The following is a 16,084-nucleotide window of genomic DNA, read 5'->3' on the forward strand; positions in this document are numbered from 1 at the left end:
GTGCTGACAATGAGTAATCGAGATGGGATGTTTTATGCGCCGGAGAGTGCAGTGAATGAAGTTGTTGCAGGACCTGGAGAATTTGTCATCGCGGCAGCAGCTCTGGATCATGGGCATATCTATGGGATGTGTGGCGAGCTTGTACGCTCAGGAGCTACTCTAAAATGGGTATACGATCCTGACCCGGATAAAGTAAGGGCTTTTCAGGAACGATTTCCGGAGGCCAAGGCAGCCAATTCCCTTGATGAAATATTAAATGATGCCGAGGTTCGTCTCGTGGCGGGAGCGGCTGTTCCTTCGGAAAGAGGGCCGCTGGGTCTTGTCGTCATGGACGCAGGTAAAGATTATTTTACGGATAAAGCCCCCTTTACTTCCCTCACACAGCTTGAGGCTGCTCGTCAGAAGGTAAAGGAAACAGGCCGAAAGTATATGGTTTATTATAGTGAACGCCTACATGTCGAGAGCGCTGTTTATGCTGGTCAGCTTATATCTCAAGGGGCGATCGGCAAGGTGCTCCAAGTCATGGGTACAGGACCGCATCGTTTAAATGCCGGCAGCCGCCCAGAATGGTTCTTCGAGAAAGACAAATACGGTGGAATTATTTGCGATATTGGAAGCCATCAAATTGAACAATTTCTATACTTTGCTTCTTGTCAGAATGCAGAAGTGAAGTATAGTCGTGCGGTTAATATGGCGCATCCCGAGTATCCGGAGCTGGAAGATTTCGGAGAAGCTGCGCTCGTGGGTGATAACGGCACCTCAGGATATTTTCGGGTGGATTGGTTTACACCGAACGGCCTTTCTACATGGGGAGATGGGCGTACGACCATACTGGGGACGGACGGTTACATTGAACTGCGTAAATATACAGACATTGCACGAGAATCGATAGGCGATCAAGTATATCTGGTCAATCATGAGGGGGAATACCGGTTTAATGTAAAAGGGAAGGTAGGCTATCCTTTTTTCAGTCAATTAATTAAGGATTGTATAAATAGAACAGAGGATGCCATGTCTCAGGCTCATGCTTTTAAGGCAGCGGAGTTATGTCTCACTGCTCAAGAACTGGCATCAGCAGGGACATTCCAAGCCGCACGGTAATTGATGTTGTCGTTTGCAGCCTATTGCGTGATACAATGAAGTCACGATGAGATCTTTGCATGAGCAACAAAACGATGCAAAGGAATGAAGGAGTGACTTCAATTGTGGCAAATACGTTCAACATGATTGATCCGCTCGCCTTTAATTACCGGAATAGCCACCCTGTAAAGCACGGTCAGGATGATGGGTTTCATTCCCATCCATTTTATGAGCTGTACTATTTCCATGAAGGCAAATGCACGTATGTTATTGGCGACAAGATCTATACTCTTGTCCCTGGTGATTTAATCTTGATGCATGGCATGACCTTACACAGACCACACCCAGATCCAAGCATTCCTTATATAAGAACGACATTGCATTTCTATCCAATGATGCTTGAAGAGTATCTTGTCGCTGAACGCGCTCATGCGCTGCTCGCACCATTCGAGAAACTGAAGAATCATGTTTTTCATCTTACAGCTGAGCAGCAGCAGGAAACGGAGACGAGTCTAGCCCAGCTGAACCAGCTGTATGAGATGAAGGGGCGGGAACAGATGAGCGACCGCTTCGTACTTAAGCTGTGTGACTTCTTGATTATGGCACAGCAATTCACCGACAATAAGCTGTTAGAGCACAGGACACGTACAGATAAGGAAGAACACATCCAAGGCATCATTACTTATTTGGAGACAAATTATATGAACGAGATTGGGCTGGATGAGATCGCCAGGGAGCTGCATTTATCCAAGCCTTATATGGCAGCACTGTTCAAAGAGATGACAGGCACAACAATCTTTAAATATTTGTATATGCGACGAATCAATCAAGCCAAGCTGCTGTTTCGTTTCCATCCGGATATGTCCGTCACGGAAGCAAGCAAGAAGTCGGGATTTAAGCGGGTTTCGCATTTCAGCCGTATGTTTAAACAGACGGTGGGCTGTACACCGGAGGTTTTTCGGACGCATCATCTTATATGAAATGAAACCTGAACATAAAGCAGTTCGTATAAACGTTTATGTGAACGCTTTTTTTGTGAAGGGAGACCCGCTATATGAGAAGACAACGAAAAAGAAAACAGCAGGCTGTTATGATGGCGACGATGCTTGCATCCGCTGTGATGCTATCTGCTTGTTCTGCCGTAGATAGTGTGAATCAATCTCTTAATTATGTAAATGAGGCAACCGAATATATCAATCAAGTATCAACAGCCGGCACAGAGCTTCAAAATCTGGCCCAGGAAGCTGTCAATAACCCTGATGCGGCAGCTCAGTTTCAGGAACAGCTGGAACAAATCCGGACGGAAGCTAGTGAGTTTGCTCAGCTAACCCCTCCAGCCATTGGAGAATCCATCCATGCCAGGCTCGTAGAATATAATGAACAGCTCACCGGTATGGTTGATCAGTTCAGTCAGCGAATACAGGAGCAGGGCTTCACACTGGAGAATTGGGAACAGACGGGTATTCCGGATCTGATAACGAACATTAATAATCTGAGCCAGCAGCTAAATGATTTAGGCGGCTAACCACTTTGCTGTTAACGCTTCGTTTGCCTTGCCTGGTCTTATCTACTAAAATGAAGGGCAGCAGGAGTAGATCGCAGGCAAAGGAAGTGTAAATGTGACAGACATATGTAAAGAAATCTTCGTCGTGAGCTCCAGCCAGTCTGATCTGCATTCTCGCATTAAGCTTTCGTCCGTTCTTGAGAGGCTCCAGGATGCTGCCGACCGTCATTTGCAGGAGCTGGGAATTACGATAAGCGAGATGCTGAAGAATCATTATGGCTGGATGCTCATGACGATAGAGATCGATTGTGAGCAGATACCGGTGCTTGAGGAAGAGTGGACGGTATCGACATGGTCCAGAGGGTACAAAGGTGTTGTCTGGCTAAGAGATTATCGGTTTGAGGGTACTGAGGGAGCAATGGGATATGCAAGGTCTACCTGGACCTTGGTTGATATTCATAAACGCAAGATATTGCGTCCATCTGCATTGCCTTATGACATTCCAACGGTTACCAGTCAATCCTCCTCCGGCGATATGCCGGATAAAGTATCCATCTCTGAAGCTATTGAGCTTAAGACTGCTTACGAGTTCAAAGCCGGGTATAGTACAACCGATAGCAATGGACATCTGAATAATGCAAGATATGCAGACCTCTGTTATGATGCTCTGACAGCTGAGGAATTAGAACATCTCGTATGGAGAAGGTTTAGAATTACTTATCACCGAGAGGTAAGATTGAACGAGACATTCACCCTTCAACGTTCGGATGGAGATGGTTCGAGCATCTGGTTTCGTGGAATGAATTCAGAAGGATTCAGTATCTTTGAAGCCCAGCTGGTTTATGAGCAGCAGCTGATCCAATAGTCTGTGAAATAGCACTGTCAATTTCGATGAATCGAAGTTGACGGTGTTTTTTTGATGTCTGTCTAGTGTCAATCGAGGGTTCTCTTGTGCATGTTTAGTCATGGGTTGAGCATGGTAATGATAAATATCGTTCCAGAACAAGGAGGTAAATGAACAATGGCTGATATGAAGAATCATGATAAAAAAGATCGCACTCAGATGGATCATCCCGAGCAGTACCCGACAGAGAAGGAAAGCTTGTTCGATCAATATGAAGAAGAACTGCATGTAGACCCCATTCCGGTTCAGGATCTGAATATGGAGAAACAAGAAGAGAAGGATAAAGAGGCGACCAAGCAAAATTCTTCAACAGAAGAGAAATACCGTGCCGATTATCGGGATTAATTGAAGAATTACTTCAAAGCTCGTGAATGAAATCAATGCGGATTATAAATAATAAAAGACGGTTAGTTATGGACGACATTCACTCAAACTTTTATAGATTTACTTGACTAATGTAAGCGAGTATACTATCTTTAGTTTTGTCGACCTACAAAATATACCAGGAGGTTTTTTCTAATGGCTAAAGAATTTATGGAAGCTCTTAAGGAAAGAAGATCTTACTACGCGATTTCTAAAGAATCCCATGTTTCGGATGCAAGAATTGAGGAGATCATTGGTGAAGCAGTCAAGTATACGCCGTCTTCTTTTAACTCCCAATCGGCCCGCGTTGTCGTATTGCTGGGAGAGAAGCATGATAAGCTCTGGAACATTACGGAAGATACACTTCGCAAAACGGTAAATGACGATGAGAAATTCAAATCAACTGCGGACAAAATGGCAAGCTTCCGTGCAGGATACGGCACCGTGCTGTTCTTCGAGGATCAGGAAGTGATTGAGAACCTGCAGAAGCAGTTTGCTCTCTATGCGGACAACTTCCCAGTCTGGGCGAACCAATCTAGCGGCATGCTGCAATTGGTCGTATGGACAGCGCTTAAGCAAGAAGGTCTTGGAGCATCTCTCCAGCACTACAATCCGCTGATTGACGACGAAGTGAAGGAAGTATTTGATGTTCCTGCAACATGGAAACTGATTGCACAAATGCCTTTTGGCACGCCTGCGGCAGATCCGGGTGACAAAGATTTTGCTCCACTGGATACCCGTCTTAAAGTGTTAAAATAATTGCTGAAATAACGAATACTTAGATAGAGTATTGCTTCGAATGAAGCGATACTCTTTTTTGTCGTTCAAGATGCTGCACAGATAAATATAGAAGTATAACCATAATTTAAGTACATACACGACTCACAGCACTTTGATAGGATAGATTTATCCTATAATGCAAGTGAGGCGCTGGTTTTGAGAATACAAAGTGACACATGGGGCAGGATTGTAAAAAAAGGCATGAACCTAGGCATTATTGTTTCATTATTGACAGTTTATATCACACCGCAGCATGCAGCTGCATCTTCTTTGGAGCCCCCTTTTAGAGACATTTCGAATAGTTATGCTAAAGAGGCCATCGTCCGGTTGTATAATAAAGGCATTGTTCGAGGAACTACCTTGACGACGTTTGAGCCTGGGAAGAAGGTTACAAGAGCAGAACTTGCCAAAATGATGGTCGCTGCTCTCAGGCTTGATCCGACGATGAACGATTTGACTCCTTTCAAGGATCTGAAAGAGAAGGATTGGTATTACGGTGACATTAGTGCTCTATTGAACTTGGGGATCGTTCAAGGAAGATCAGAGAACTATTTTGCACCCAAATCAGACGTGACTCGGGAGGAAGCTGCAGCGCTGATGGTCCGTATGCTGAAGTCCGCTCCTAATCCGATCGAAGCATCAGCAGAGCTGCCTTACATAGATCATAAGCAAACCTCTAAGTGGGCATGGGGCTATATAAGTCAAGTAACTCAGCTCGGATTCATGCAGGGTGACAGCGGGGCGTTTAGACCGAATGATTCGTTGACCCGTGCGGAAGCAGCGGTTCTGCTAGACCGTATACTGCAAGCACCAGCTATTAAATCTGAGCTCAATATCAGTGAAGCGGATCCGATTCTGCTTGGCTGGCAGTACGATTCAACGACAGCCGAGTACGAGAAGCAGGTGCTCGATGCAGGAATCAATACTCTTTCTCCGCGCTGGTATTTTCTCGATGAGACAGAAGTTGTCCAGGATCATACGGATCAGAGGCTATTAACTTTTGCTAAGCGAAATAAGCTGAATATCTGGGGTATGGTAGGCAACCGCGCAAATGCAGAGATGACACATCGGGTGTTGTCGAATGCTGTCTTGCGAGAAGCTACTGTCTCCAAATTGGTGGATTATGCGAAGAAGTATGAGTTAGCCGGCCTGAATATTGATTTTGAAAATGTGTCACCAGAGGAACGCGAATATCTGACATTGTTTATGACTTCGCTGTATTCTAAGCTCACCAGCATAGGTGTGACTTTATCTATTGATGTATCTCCTGATCTGGGTACAAGCTGGACGGCTGCTTTTGATTACAAGGCACTTGGCGAGGTGGCCGACTATGTCGTGTTAATGGGATATGAGGAGCATTGGAATGGTTCGTCCACTGCAGGCTCGGTCGCTTCAATCCCATGGCTGGAGTACGCTGTTCAGAGATTACAGCAGAACGTGCCCAAGGACAAGATTATCGCAGCACTGCCAACCTATACTCGGAATTGGTCCTTGTCATCTCCTCAGCTTGGCTCCTATGATATTTCACTGAAGACGCAGGGAGAAATTTATCGTCAATATTCACCTGCTATGAAATGGAATTCTGATATTGCGCAATACACGTTAACATATACTTCTCAGGGGATATCTCGCGGGATATGGGCAGAAGACAGCCGTTCCTTGTCAGCCAAGACAACTCTGTTTGAAGCATATGATGTTGCAGGTTATGCGTTCTGGTATATGGGCTCTGAGACTAGCGATGTGTGGACAGCGATGAATAATGCCAGACAATATGCAGCTTATTCATTTGGATTATAACTCTTAAGAGGATCATGCTTAGCATGGTCCTTTTTAATGATTCCGGGCTCTTCGTTTAAAAAGATACATATTGTTTAAGGATAAAAGAGAGAAGACATATAGAAGAAGGCAGGGATAGGATGATATATGATTGCATAATTGTCGGCGGAGGTATTGCCGGGCTGCAGGCTGCTATACAGCTGGGAAGGTATTCTATACACAAGGTGCTAGTCATTGATGCGGGGGAAGGTCGTTCGACCATATGCCGTAATTATCATAATATACTGGGGTTTCCGGAGGGGATATCTGGAGAGGAGATCCGCAGACGAGGAAGAGCTCATGCTGAAGCGACGGGCATAGAATTTTGTACGGATCGCATTACCTCTGCCAAAAAGGAAGGTGAGCTCTTCCTACTAAACGGTAATCATGATCAGTTGTATCAAGCTAGAACACTTCTGCTTGCTACAGGTATTACAGATCGGCACCCGAATATTCCGGGTCTCCGAGATGCACTGGGAATGTCTGTCTATATATGTCCTGATTGTGATGGATACGAGATTGAGAACAAGCGGACCGTCATTATGGGTTCCGGTGTTACCGGCGCCGGTATGGCGAACATCTTGGCTAAACGGGCCTCCGAGATGATCTATATTAATCACGATCAAGCTGAGCTGACCTCGAAATTGAGAGACAAATTAAGCCAGAAGGGTGTTCAATATATTGAAGAGGCCATTACTGAAGTAGAGAGTGATGACAAGGGCATGATAACAGCTGTCAAGCTGGCAAATGGTACTGTTGTCGAGGCTCAACGAGGGTTTATCGCTTTTGGAGACAACAAGGTTCATTCGGAATTGGCGGAGCAGCTCGGTGCTAAGGTAGAGGGTAACAAGCATGTTGAGGCAGACGGGCGTTCGCGAATGTCATCTGTACCGAACCTATGGATCGCGGGTGATATCGGCTTGCACTCGGAGCAAGCCGCTGTAGCGATGGGAGATGGACTTCTGTCGGCAATCTGGATCAACAAAGCATTGCATCAAATGCATAGCAGCTAAGGATAAAAAGAAAATGTAATAGATTCATCTTGTTTCATTCTAGACGGAAAGGTTAATAGGAAGTGTGCAAGCGTTCAAAATATCCGTATAACTGGAGGAGAATACGATGTCTGAACAAACACATATGATCAATAAGGATGGAAAAGTAGAGCTGAATCAGGTGGATGAAGTGATGAATCGAATGGCTCCGGAACAAAAGGATGATATTTTGGAACAATTTGAAACATTCAAACAATACTTGAAGAAGCGTGTATCCTTGGGAGAATCACTCGGTTTGAACGAAGAACAGTTAACATTGGTTGCAGAAAAGGTTGCAGAGATGTTATCCAAGAATGAAGAGCCGAGAAACAGAGAGGAGAAGCTGCTCCAAGAGCTATGGAATGCAGCTAATAACGAACAACAGCATGCATTAGCACATGTGTTGGTCAAATTCGTTAAGAATTAGTGTTGGAAATGAAGACAGGTTCGGGTCCCTCGTCGGGACCCTTATCCTTATGAGATGAATAAATTTTATATTTTTATTAACAAGATTGAAACTCTTCGTTAACAATAAACGTTTATACTAGGTACTAAGAACAGCTAAGAAGATTTAATACATAGCACATGGAGGCTTTATAGAGCCGCACCAGAAGGAGAGATGTCAAATGAAAAATCGGCTATTTACATTTGTTGCGCTGGGTGTAATTCTTTCGGGAACTTTAATATATGGTAACTTTAATATCGGGAATCATTCAACAGTCTTTGCGAAGTCAGAGGAAGCTCAGGATACGGCGGTTCGCGTAGAGAATCAAACTGTATATATCAACGATCTTAGCGATCTTAACGGAGAACTGCAAATCAAAGCTGACGAGATTGAGTGGTATGAAGGTGAAGAAGCAAACACCGTTTTCGTGGAGCAAGAGCCTGACGCTGGAATTGACTATGCTCCGGACGGCTACTATATTGTGAATGAGCAGGAAGCAAATGAAACCCTAAAGATCGCAGATGATGCAACCGTTACGGTTCAAATTTATGATCGTACGGGAGATGCCAAGGATATTGACATCGAGTGGAATGAAGAGATCAGCTTAGATAAATTTGCCGAACTCTACGGAGATACAACGAATATGGACATGAGCGTATTTCCTTATCATCTAACGATTGAGAACGGTGAAGTTACACAAATCGTACAACAATATATTCCTTAAGAAGGATGACATTCAGCCCTCTTGCGATAGCAAGGGGGCTATTTCTATGCCCGCTATCATAATATCGAATATCTGAAATTTTGAAATATCAAAGGGGGATTGGCATGCTTGATTGCATCATTATAGGCGGCGGTCCTGCAGGACTGAGTGCTGGATTGGTGCTGGCACGTTCTCTCCGCAGAACGATCATCTTAGATCACGGCAGACCTCGGCATGCGCGGACCAGACAATCTCATGGTTATTTGACCAGGGATGGGGCTAGTCCTGCTGAATTCAGACAGATTGCTCATCAAGAGCTATCCGAGTATCCTTCCATAAGTATAATGCAAGAGGAAGTCATTGATGTTCAGCCTGTATTTGGCGGGTTTAAAGCCCGTATGACCAGCGGCAAAGAAGTAACCGGAAGAAAAGTTCTGCTAAGTACGGGTCTCCGTGAGATTCTTCCCTCGCTGCCAGGACTTCAGGAGTATTACGGGCAGAGTCTCTTTAGTTGTCCCTACTGCGATGGTTACGAGCTAAGAGGGAAGCGCCTTGTTTTTCTAGCGGAGACGATGAATGTATTCAGTACGGCTCAAATGATCTATCACTGGAGCAAGGATCTGGTTATATGTACAAATGGAAAGAGGATCCTTAATGTAGAACAACAAAAAAAACTTGTGAGTAAAGGGATAAGAATTGCAGAGCAGCCAATCAGCCAATTATCCGGACGTAACGGAAAGCTTGAGGCCATACGGTTCAAGAATGGTCAAACTATCGAGCGAGAGGGTGGATTTGTTACACCACAGCTAAGCCAAGCAAGCCCTATTGGGCCAAGACTGGGGTGTCATATGAACGACCGGGGCGCCTTGATGACAGATCAGTATGGAAGGACGAATATTAAAGGTATCTATGCGGCCGGGGATAGTACGGTTCCTTCTCCTACACAGTTAATTATCGCAGCAGCGGAAGGCAGTAAGGCAGCTATAGGAATCAATATGGATCTTGTTTATGAAGATTTCTAGTCAGGTTAAGCGAAAAAGAGGAAAAAGAGGCGATCTCCAATGGAGATCGCCATGTTCTGTTCCAATATCTATAAGAAGGATTAATATTGGAATGTACTAACGATGATTACGAGCAGAATGAACAATACCAAGATCGCCCCTACCGAAGAGTAACCACCATATCCACCTTCACCATAGCCACGCTTTGCTTCTCCCATGACATTTACCTCCTCATCATTCATCTACACAGTAATATATGAGATGCAGGCGAATGCTGATTGGGCGATATCATCATTTATGGTGAAGAGGGAAGGTGCCCAAGATCATCCATTAGATGCTGAAGGGTTAGCCAGTCCTGAACCGAGTTAATAAATTTATGAGCTGCGGGCGACAATTCGGACAAGGACAATGCAGCCATTCCGATCATGCGATAGGGCTTCTCTGCCAATGGAACAATTCGTACCGTATCCGGCAGATTCCCAAGTACCATCTCCGGCAGTATGCTGATGCCGAGTCCGTGCTGAACCATCCCTATTATGGCTTGCTCTTCAGCAACCTCAAACCGGATGCTAAGCTTTACCTTATGAGTCCGAATCATGGATTCGATCTCATCATCTCCGCCCCATTTCGGCATAATGAAAGGCTCCTCTCGCAGCTGATCCAGATGAAGGGAGGATTCTAATGCCAGAGCATGTCCATCCGGCAGGATACATACCAAGCGATCCTTCTTCAGCGGGATTGTATCAAAAATAGACCTGCCCTGCAGCGACAAAAATCCAAAATCAACCGCTCCTGAAGCAATCCACCCCTTGATTTCACCGTAATCTCCTTCCTTGAGCTTAATATGAATAGCGGGATATTCATGCTGGAAGGATTTGATAACACCAGGAAGCCACTGTGAGGACACACTCGTGAATGTTCCGATTCGGACTGTACCTGTTTGAATGCCGCTCAGTAACTGGATTTCTTGATGCATCATTTCGTTCCACTTCAATATTTCTCTCATATAGGGCAGAATTCGCTCTCCGTTTGCGGTGAGCTGAATACCCGCTTTGGAGCGAATAAGTAATGCAAATCCACAGCCTGCTTCTAAGCTTGAAATGGCATGACTAACTGCAGATTGAGTGAGATTCAAAGCTTCGGCAGCTTTGGTCAAGCTTTGGAGTTCGACTACGGTTGTGAAAATCTCGTATTTTGCCAGAGACATTTGTCATCTTCCTTTTACATGAAATAAATTCATAATATCAATTATAAACATTCATTTTTCTTGTGAAAAGACTTGATATATACTGAATCTTGCTGTTTGAGTTCGGTAATCCACTTATACATACAAGCAAGAAATTGAAGGGAAGAACGATAGTGAAAGTAGAACGTAAGGCAGATCTGCAGATGCTGCTTGTAACCCTGTTGTGGGGTTCCTCTTATTTATTTATGAAGGAAGGTTTGACATCGATTCAAGAGCTGAATATGATTGCCCTTCGCTTCGGTTTGGCCTTTATTCTTATGGGCATTATTTTCTACAGAACATGGTCCAAAATGACTTTTCGTACACTGCGGCAGGGTTTTGTCTTAGGGGCAGTCCTGTTTGTTTCCTTTGTATTTATTACTTATGGAGTCAAACAAACAACCACTTCGCAGGCCGGATTTCTAATCAGTTTATCTGTGGTATTTGTACCGATTCTCGTATCGATGGTTCAAAAACGCTGGCCTGAGGCGAAGATTGTATGCAGTATTTTGTTAGCCATAGCGGGTATCGGGCTTCTTACGCTTGAGAACAGCATGCAGCTCAAAACAGGTGATCTGTTATGTATTATGGGAGCCTTGAGCTATGCATTGTATATCCTTCTATCAGGGCGTATGGTTCAGCAAGGGGATGGCAAGGCACTCAGCATACTGCAGCTCGGTTTTGCCGGAGGACTCGCTCTACTGTTCAGTATCCTGTTTGAGGAACCGAAGCTTCCGGCTTCAGAAGGAGCCTGGATATCCATTCTGGGACTGGCTGTATTATGCAGTGCAGTCGCCTACACCCTGCAGATCATGGCGCAGAAGCATATTTCCTCTACGCGTGCCGGACTTATTTTTTCCCTGGAGCCTGTATTTGCTGCCGGATTTGCCTATGCAATATATGGAGAACAGCTAAGCTTGAATGGTTATATGGGCGCAGCACTCATCTTGGGAGGCGTTATTCTTACCGAGGTTAAGTGGAATAAGCTGCTTCACTTCAAAAAAAGAAACCCATCTCAACAGTTCGGGATATAATAGAGGCTTCGCAGCAATCTTTGTACAAAGTTAGCTATAGGAATCAAAAATTCGAGTGGGTAGGTTGAGCATTGGGTCTAACCCGGAATCAAGGCGTTTTCAATAGAGAAAACGTCTTTTTAGTATGTCAGATAATCAATTAAACATTATAACGTTATATTTACCTGCTGCTAAATCTGTGTTAAGGTACAAGTGAAAAGCGGAAGAACATGGAGATGGAGGAGGTTGTAATGCATACCCGAGTACTTCGTTCAGTGAGGACCGTTCATTCGGAGGAGAGGTTTGATCTGGTGATCAGGCAGGGACACATCGCTGCTATAGAGACAGCAGAATCCGCTGCAGGTGATGAGATTATAGATTGTTCAGGCCACTATGTATCGAGCGGGTGGATTGATATGCATGTCCATGCCATGGACAGCTACCAGCCTTATGGTGATGATGCTGACAAGATCGGTGTGAGCCAGGGTGTTACCACAATTATTGATGCTGGAAGCTGTGGTGCAGATCATTTAGAGGAGCTGTATCGACGCAGCAGGACAGCAAAGACGCGAGTGCTGGCCTTCTTAAATATCTCACGAATTGGGCTGGGCTTAAGGCAGGATGAGCTGAGCAGAGCAGAGTGGATAGACCGGCAATTAGCTGTGGAGACCATAGCCAGATACCGTAATTTTATCGTCGGACTCAAGGCGAGAATCAGCAGAAGTGTAGTCAAGGAAGAAGGGATAAGTCCATTGAAGGCAGCCCTTCATATATCAGAGCAAGTCAAATTACCGCTTATGGTTCATATAGGTTCCGGTCCTCCCGGCATTCAAGAAGTGCTGAACAGCCTGAGAGCACGAGATATTGTCACTCATTATCTGCATGGGAAGGCCAATAACATTTTGGACGACAAAAATGAGCTCATACCTGAGCTGAACGCGGCGATCCGTCGCGGCGTGCATTTGGATGTCGGACATGGAACGGCCAGCTTCTCCTTTCGTGTTGCTGAGACTGCCAAAGATAGAGGAATTCATCCAGATACCATCAGTTCAGACATTTACAGAGGCAATCGTGTGAAGGGTCCGGTGTACAGCCTGGCTGATGTAATGACCAAATTTATGGTCATCGGATACTCTCTTGACGAGGTTATAGATCGGGTGACAAAGCGGGCTGCAGACTGGCTTGGACGGCCGGAGCTGGGACGAATTCAGGTAGGGGATGAAGCGAATCTCACTTTATTTGAAGTGGTGCCTGAGTCAAGAACAATGACCGATTCAAATGGAGATACACGTCTGGCCAAGTCAATTATTCAATCGAGAGGAGCAATCATAGGTGAATACTTCTATTCTTCATAAATACGGTTTAAAAAGAGTGATTAATGCAAGCGGCAGAATGAGCGTTCTGGGTGTATCCGCACCGACGGACTCTGTTATGGAAGCAATGAAGCAAGGTGGACAGCAGTACGTTGAAATCAGTGATCTAACGAACAAGGCAGGAGAGCATATTGCAAGCCTGCTCGGTGCAGAGGCGGCTGCTATCGTCAATTCAGCTTCAAGCGGCATTGCGCTGTCCGTAGCAGCTATGGTTACGCAGGGGAATCGAAGACTAAGTCTCAAGCTCCATCAAGAGACGATCAGTAAAAATGAAATCGTGATGCTGAAGGGTCACAACGTTCAATACGGAGCTCCTGTAGAGACGATGATCTATTTGGGCGGAGGCAAGCTGGTTGAGGCGGGATATGCAAACGAAGGCAAGCAGGAGCATCTGGAGGATGCGATTACTGAGCGAACGGCGGCAATACTCTATGTGAAATCACACCACAGTGTTCAGAAGAATATGATCTCTGCTGCGGAAGCATGGGAGGTAGCAAGAGAGCATCAGGTGCCTCTTATAATAGACGCGGCAGCGGAGGAGGATCTGAAGAGCTATATATCCATTTCCGACCTCGTTATCTATAGCGGTTCCAAAGCGATCGAAGGACCTACATCCGGTATCGTGGCGGGTAGAAGTAAATACATTGAATGGCTTAAAGTGCAGCTCCATGGCATTGGCAGAAGCATGAAAGTTGGTAAGGAAGCCTCGTTCGGGCTGCTGCAGGCGCTGGATGAATATGGGGTCAAGCAGGATCGAAGCGAAGAAGAGAAACAATCCTTGATGGAGCTTGCCGCATTATCTGAACTCGCTGGCATCGAGATGAGCATCGTACAGGATGAGGCTGGAAGGCTTATTTATCGGGGACGAATCAAGGTAAATGCAGAAGAAGCCGGAATCAATGCCTTACAAGTGGCAGAGAGGCTCCGTACAGGAGATATTGCCATCTATACCCGTGATTACGGTGTGAAGCAGGGATATTTCGATATTGATCCACGGTCACTTAAGGCAGACGATATGACGGTTATTATTGATCGAATTACGGAAATTATTAAGGGAGGCTGAATAGAAATGAGCAAAATGGCGGAGCGATTATATAAAGGCCGTGCAGCACTAAACGTTCTGGCCGGAAGTGTAGACAATGCGAAGGACATTTTTGAAGCGGCGGAAGGTTATGTGCTGATCGGCGTATTATCCAAGAATTATCCAGATGCAGTGTCAGCTGCAGAAGCCATGCAGAGCTATGGCGAGGGTTGTGCGGATGCCATCTCGATCGGACTAGGGGCAGGAGATCCAAGACAGTCAGAGGTCGTGAGTAGAATTGCAGTTCATTATGCAGGCTCCCATATTAATCAGGTGTTTACCGGTGTTGGAGCGACGCGTGCCAATCTAAACGGTAAGGAGAGCTGGATCAACAGCCTGGTGTCCCCATGCGGCAAGCCCGGATTCGTGAATCTATCTACCGGACCAGCCAGTTCTATGCTGACCCAAAAAGCCATCGTGCCCGTTGAGGCTGCAATTGCTCTCGTGGCCGATATGGGAGGAAACGCGCTGAAGTATTTTCCGATGAACGGGCTGGAGACAAAAGAAGAATACCTAGAGGTCGCTAAGGCCTGTGCCAGGGCGAACTTTGCTCTCGAACCAACCGGAGGCATCGACAAGGACAATTTCAGAGATATCCTACGGCTTGCTCTAGATGCAGGAGTACCGCAAGTGATACCGCATGTTTATTCCTCCATTATTGATAAGGAAACGGGTCTAACTAACATCCAAGACGTACTTGAATTGACACAGATTCTGAAGTGCGAGGTGGATGCCCATGAAGGCACATAAGCGGATTACTGCATTTGGAGAAGTGATGATGCGGCTCGCCGTCCCGAATTACGAGACATTGTCACAATCCAGGTCTCTGACTTATGCTTTTACAGGAACAGGAGTTAACATCGCTGCAGCTATGGCCCGCTTAGGGCATGAAGCATCCATAGTTACCACCGTCCCTGACAATTCGCTTGGAGATGCGGCTGCGGCTTCACTTCGGGCCTTAGATCTAAATACACGCTTTGTACGTGCAGAGGGCAGCATCCTCGGAAGCTACTATCTTGAAACCGGTTATGGCATGAGACCAACGAGAGTTACGTATGGAAGCCGGAAGAACAGCAGCTTTAACAGCACGGCCAAAGAGGCATATAACACGATGCTGATCGCTGAAAATACAGATTACTTGCATTTATGCGGTATTGGTCTGGCTATGAATGCGAATGTACGATATCAAATGAAGTCACTTGCAGAACAGGTCAAATTGGCAGGTGGAAGTGTGGTGTTTGACTGTAATTACAGGAGCACACTGTGGGAGGAAGAAGAACGCAGGCATGCCAAATCGTATTACGAGGAAATGCTGTGTCTTGCAGATATAGTAATGATGAATGAGCGGGATGCCATTTCACTGCTAGGTTATCAGTCCAGCTTTGAAGGACGTACTGAGCAGCTTCAGGAGCTTATTCCTATGATCGCGTCCAAATATGCAATAAAAATGATAGCAGGCACGCAGCGGGAGGTAGGTCCAGACCATCATCATATGATTACCGGATATATGTATAAGGATGGTATGATGAAGATTGGAAGACCCATGAACGCTGTTGTTCTGGACCGGGTTGGTGCAGGTGATGCTTACACGGCAGGTATTATACACAGTAATATTAATGGCTATGATGCTGAATATGCGGTTCAGTTCGCTACAGCTGCTTCCATTCTGGCTCATACCGTGCCGGGTGATACTGCAGCTTTATCCGAGCAGGATATCGTAAGAGCAATGCATGAGCTTGCACCAGATATTGAAAGGTAGTGATACT

General features: G+C 45.5%; 17 protein-coding genes. 16 read left to right on the forward strand and 1 reads right to left on the reverse strand.

The window, feature by feature from the left end; translation table 11 throughout:
• Positions 1 to 9: 9 nt before the first annotated feature.
• The 11 genes from ACFSVM_RS07190 to ACFSVM_RS07240 all read left to right on the forward strand — a co-directional run bounded on the left by ACFSVM_RS07190 (position 10) and on the right by ACFSVM_RS07240 (position 9,647).
• Positions 10 to 1,101, forward strand: a complete 1,092-nt coding sequence (locus ACFSVM_RS07190) for a Gfo/Idh/MocA family protein (protein WP_379261092.1) — start codon at positions 10 to 12, stop codon at positions 1,099 to 1,101.
• Positions 1,102 to 1,160: 59 nt separating this feature from the next.
• Positions 1,161 to 2,060: an AraC family transcriptional regulator gene (locus ACFSVM_RS07195; RefSeq protein ID WP_256209537.1), complete on the forward strand. Its 900-nt coding sequence runs from the start codon at positions 1,161 to 1,163 to the stop codon at positions 2,058 to 2,060.
• 74 nt (positions 2,061 to 2,134) lie between these two features.
• The gene (locus ACFSVM_RS07200; protein ID WP_076311036.1) at positions 2,135 to 2,605 is read left to right on the forward strand and encodes a DUF6376 family protein; all 471 of its coding nucleotides are present in this window, start codon (positions 2,135 to 2,137) and stop codon (positions 2,603 to 2,605) included.
• Positions 2,606 to 2,699: 94 nt separating this feature from the next.
• On the forward strand, positions 2,700 to 3,449 hold the full coding sequence (locus ACFSVM_RS07205) for an acyl-[acyl-carrier-protein] thioesterase (RefSeq protein ID WP_379261094.1): 750 nt from the start codon (positions 2,700 to 2,702) through the stop codon (positions 3,447 to 3,449).
• Between the two features lie 156 nt (positions 3,450 to 3,605).
• The gene (locus ACFSVM_RS07210; RefSeq protein ID WP_047909597.1) at positions 3,606 to 3,833 is read left to right on the forward strand and encodes a hypothetical protein; all 228 of its coding nucleotides are present in this window, start codon (positions 3,606 to 3,608) and stop codon (positions 3,831 to 3,833) included.
• Positions 3,834 to 4,007: 174 nt separating this feature from the next.
• On the forward strand, positions 4,008 to 4,610 hold the full coding sequence (locus tag ACFSVM_RS07215) for a nitroreductase family protein (protein ID WP_076311034.1): 603 nt from the start codon (positions 4,008 to 4,010) through the stop codon (positions 4,608 to 4,610).
• A 177-nt stretch (positions 4,611 to 4,787) separates the two neighbouring features.
• The gene (locus ACFSVM_RS07220) at positions 4,788 to 6,428 is read left to right on the forward strand and encodes an S-layer homology domain-containing protein (RefSeq protein ID WP_379261097.1); all 1,641 of its coding nucleotides are present in this window, start codon (positions 4,788 to 4,790) and stop codon (positions 6,426 to 6,428) included.
• 119 nt (positions 6,429 to 6,547) lie between these two features.
• Entirely contained in the window at positions 6,548 to 7,459 is a 912-nt protein-coding gene (locus ACFSVM_RS07225; protein WP_379261099.1) for an NAD(P)/FAD-dependent oxidoreductase, read from the forward strand.
• A 106-nt stretch (positions 7,460 to 7,565) separates the two neighbouring features.
• Positions 7,566 to 7,904 carry a DUF3243 domain-containing protein gene (locus tag ACFSVM_RS07230; protein WP_090722874.1) on the forward strand — a complete coding sequence of 113 codons (339 nt, stop codon included), beginning with the start codon at positions 7,566 to 7,568 and terminating at the stop codon, positions 7,902 to 7,904.
• Between the two features lie 199 nt (positions 7,905 to 8,103).
• Positions 8,104 to 8,646 (forward strand): hypothetical protein, encoded by a 543-nt coding sequence (locus tag ACFSVM_RS07235; protein ID WP_379261101.1) that lies wholly within the window; start codon positions 8,104 to 8,106, stop codon positions 8,644 to 8,646.
• A 104-nt stretch (positions 8,647 to 8,750) separates the two neighbouring features.
• The gene (locus ACFSVM_RS07240) at positions 8,751 to 9,647 is read left to right on the forward strand and encodes an NAD(P)/FAD-dependent oxidoreductase (RefSeq protein ID WP_379261103.1); all 897 of its coding nucleotides are present in this window, start codon (positions 8,751 to 8,753) and stop codon (positions 9,645 to 9,647) included.
• Positions 9,648 to 9,921: 274 nt separating this feature from the next.
• Here ACFSVM_RS07240 and ACFSVM_RS07245 read toward each other — a convergent pair whose 3' ends face one another.
• Positions 9,922 to 10,833 (reverse strand): LysR family transcriptional regulator, encoded by a 912-nt coding sequence (locus tag ACFSVM_RS07245; RefSeq protein WP_076311028.1) that lies wholly within the window; start codon positions 10,831 to 10,833, stop codon positions 9,922 to 9,924.
• A 152-nt stretch (positions 10,834 to 10,985) separates the two neighbouring features.
• Between ACFSVM_RS07245 and ACFSVM_RS07250 the strand changes: the two genes are divergently transcribed.
• The 5 genes from ACFSVM_RS07250 to ACFSVM_RS07270 all read left to right on the forward strand — a co-directional run bounded on the left by ACFSVM_RS07250 (position 10,986) and on the right by ACFSVM_RS07270 (position 16,077).
• Positions 10,986 to 11,885 (forward strand): DMT family transporter, encoded by a 900-nt coding sequence (locus ACFSVM_RS07250; RefSeq protein WP_379261105.1) that lies wholly within the window; start codon positions 10,986 to 10,988, stop codon positions 11,883 to 11,885.
• 230 nt (positions 11,886 to 12,115) lie between these two features.
• Positions 12,116 to 13,219 carry an amidohydrolase/deacetylase family metallohydrolase gene (locus ACFSVM_RS07255; protein ID WP_379261107.1) on the forward strand — a complete coding sequence of 368 codons (1,104 nt, stop codon included), beginning with the start codon at positions 12,116 to 12,118 and terminating at the stop codon, positions 13,217 to 13,219.
• The gene (locus ACFSVM_RS07260; RefSeq protein WP_379261109.1) at positions 13,197 to 14,300 is read left to right on the forward strand and encodes a DgaE family pyridoxal phosphate-dependent ammonia lyase; all 1,104 of its coding nucleotides are present in this window, start codon (positions 13,197 to 13,199) and stop codon (positions 14,298 to 14,300) included. The genes ACFSVM_RS07255 and ACFSVM_RS07260 overlap by 23 nt, the downstream gene beginning before the upstream one ends.
• A 6-nt stretch (positions 14,301 to 14,306) precedes the next feature.
• A complete protein-coding gene (gene dagF, locus ACFSVM_RS07265; protein WP_379261111.1) occupies positions 14,307 to 15,068 on the forward strand; it encodes a 2-dehydro-3-deoxy-phosphogluconate aldolase in 762 nt (253 codons plus the stop codon).
• The gene (locus ACFSVM_RS07270) at positions 15,055 to 16,077 is read left to right on the forward strand and encodes a sugar kinase (protein ID WP_379261113.1); all 1,023 of its coding nucleotides are present in this window, start codon (positions 15,055 to 15,057) and stop codon (positions 16,075 to 16,077) included. Before dagF ends, ACFSVM_RS07270 begins: the two co-directional genes overlap by 14 nt.
• Positions 16,078 to 16,084: the final 7 nt, after the last annotated feature.

It is taken from the genome of Paenibacillus shunpengii (assembly GCF_042684905.1).
Taxonomy (GTDB): Bacteria; Bacillota; Bacilli; order Paenibacillales; family Paenibacillaceae; genus Paenibacillus; species Paenibacillus shunpengii.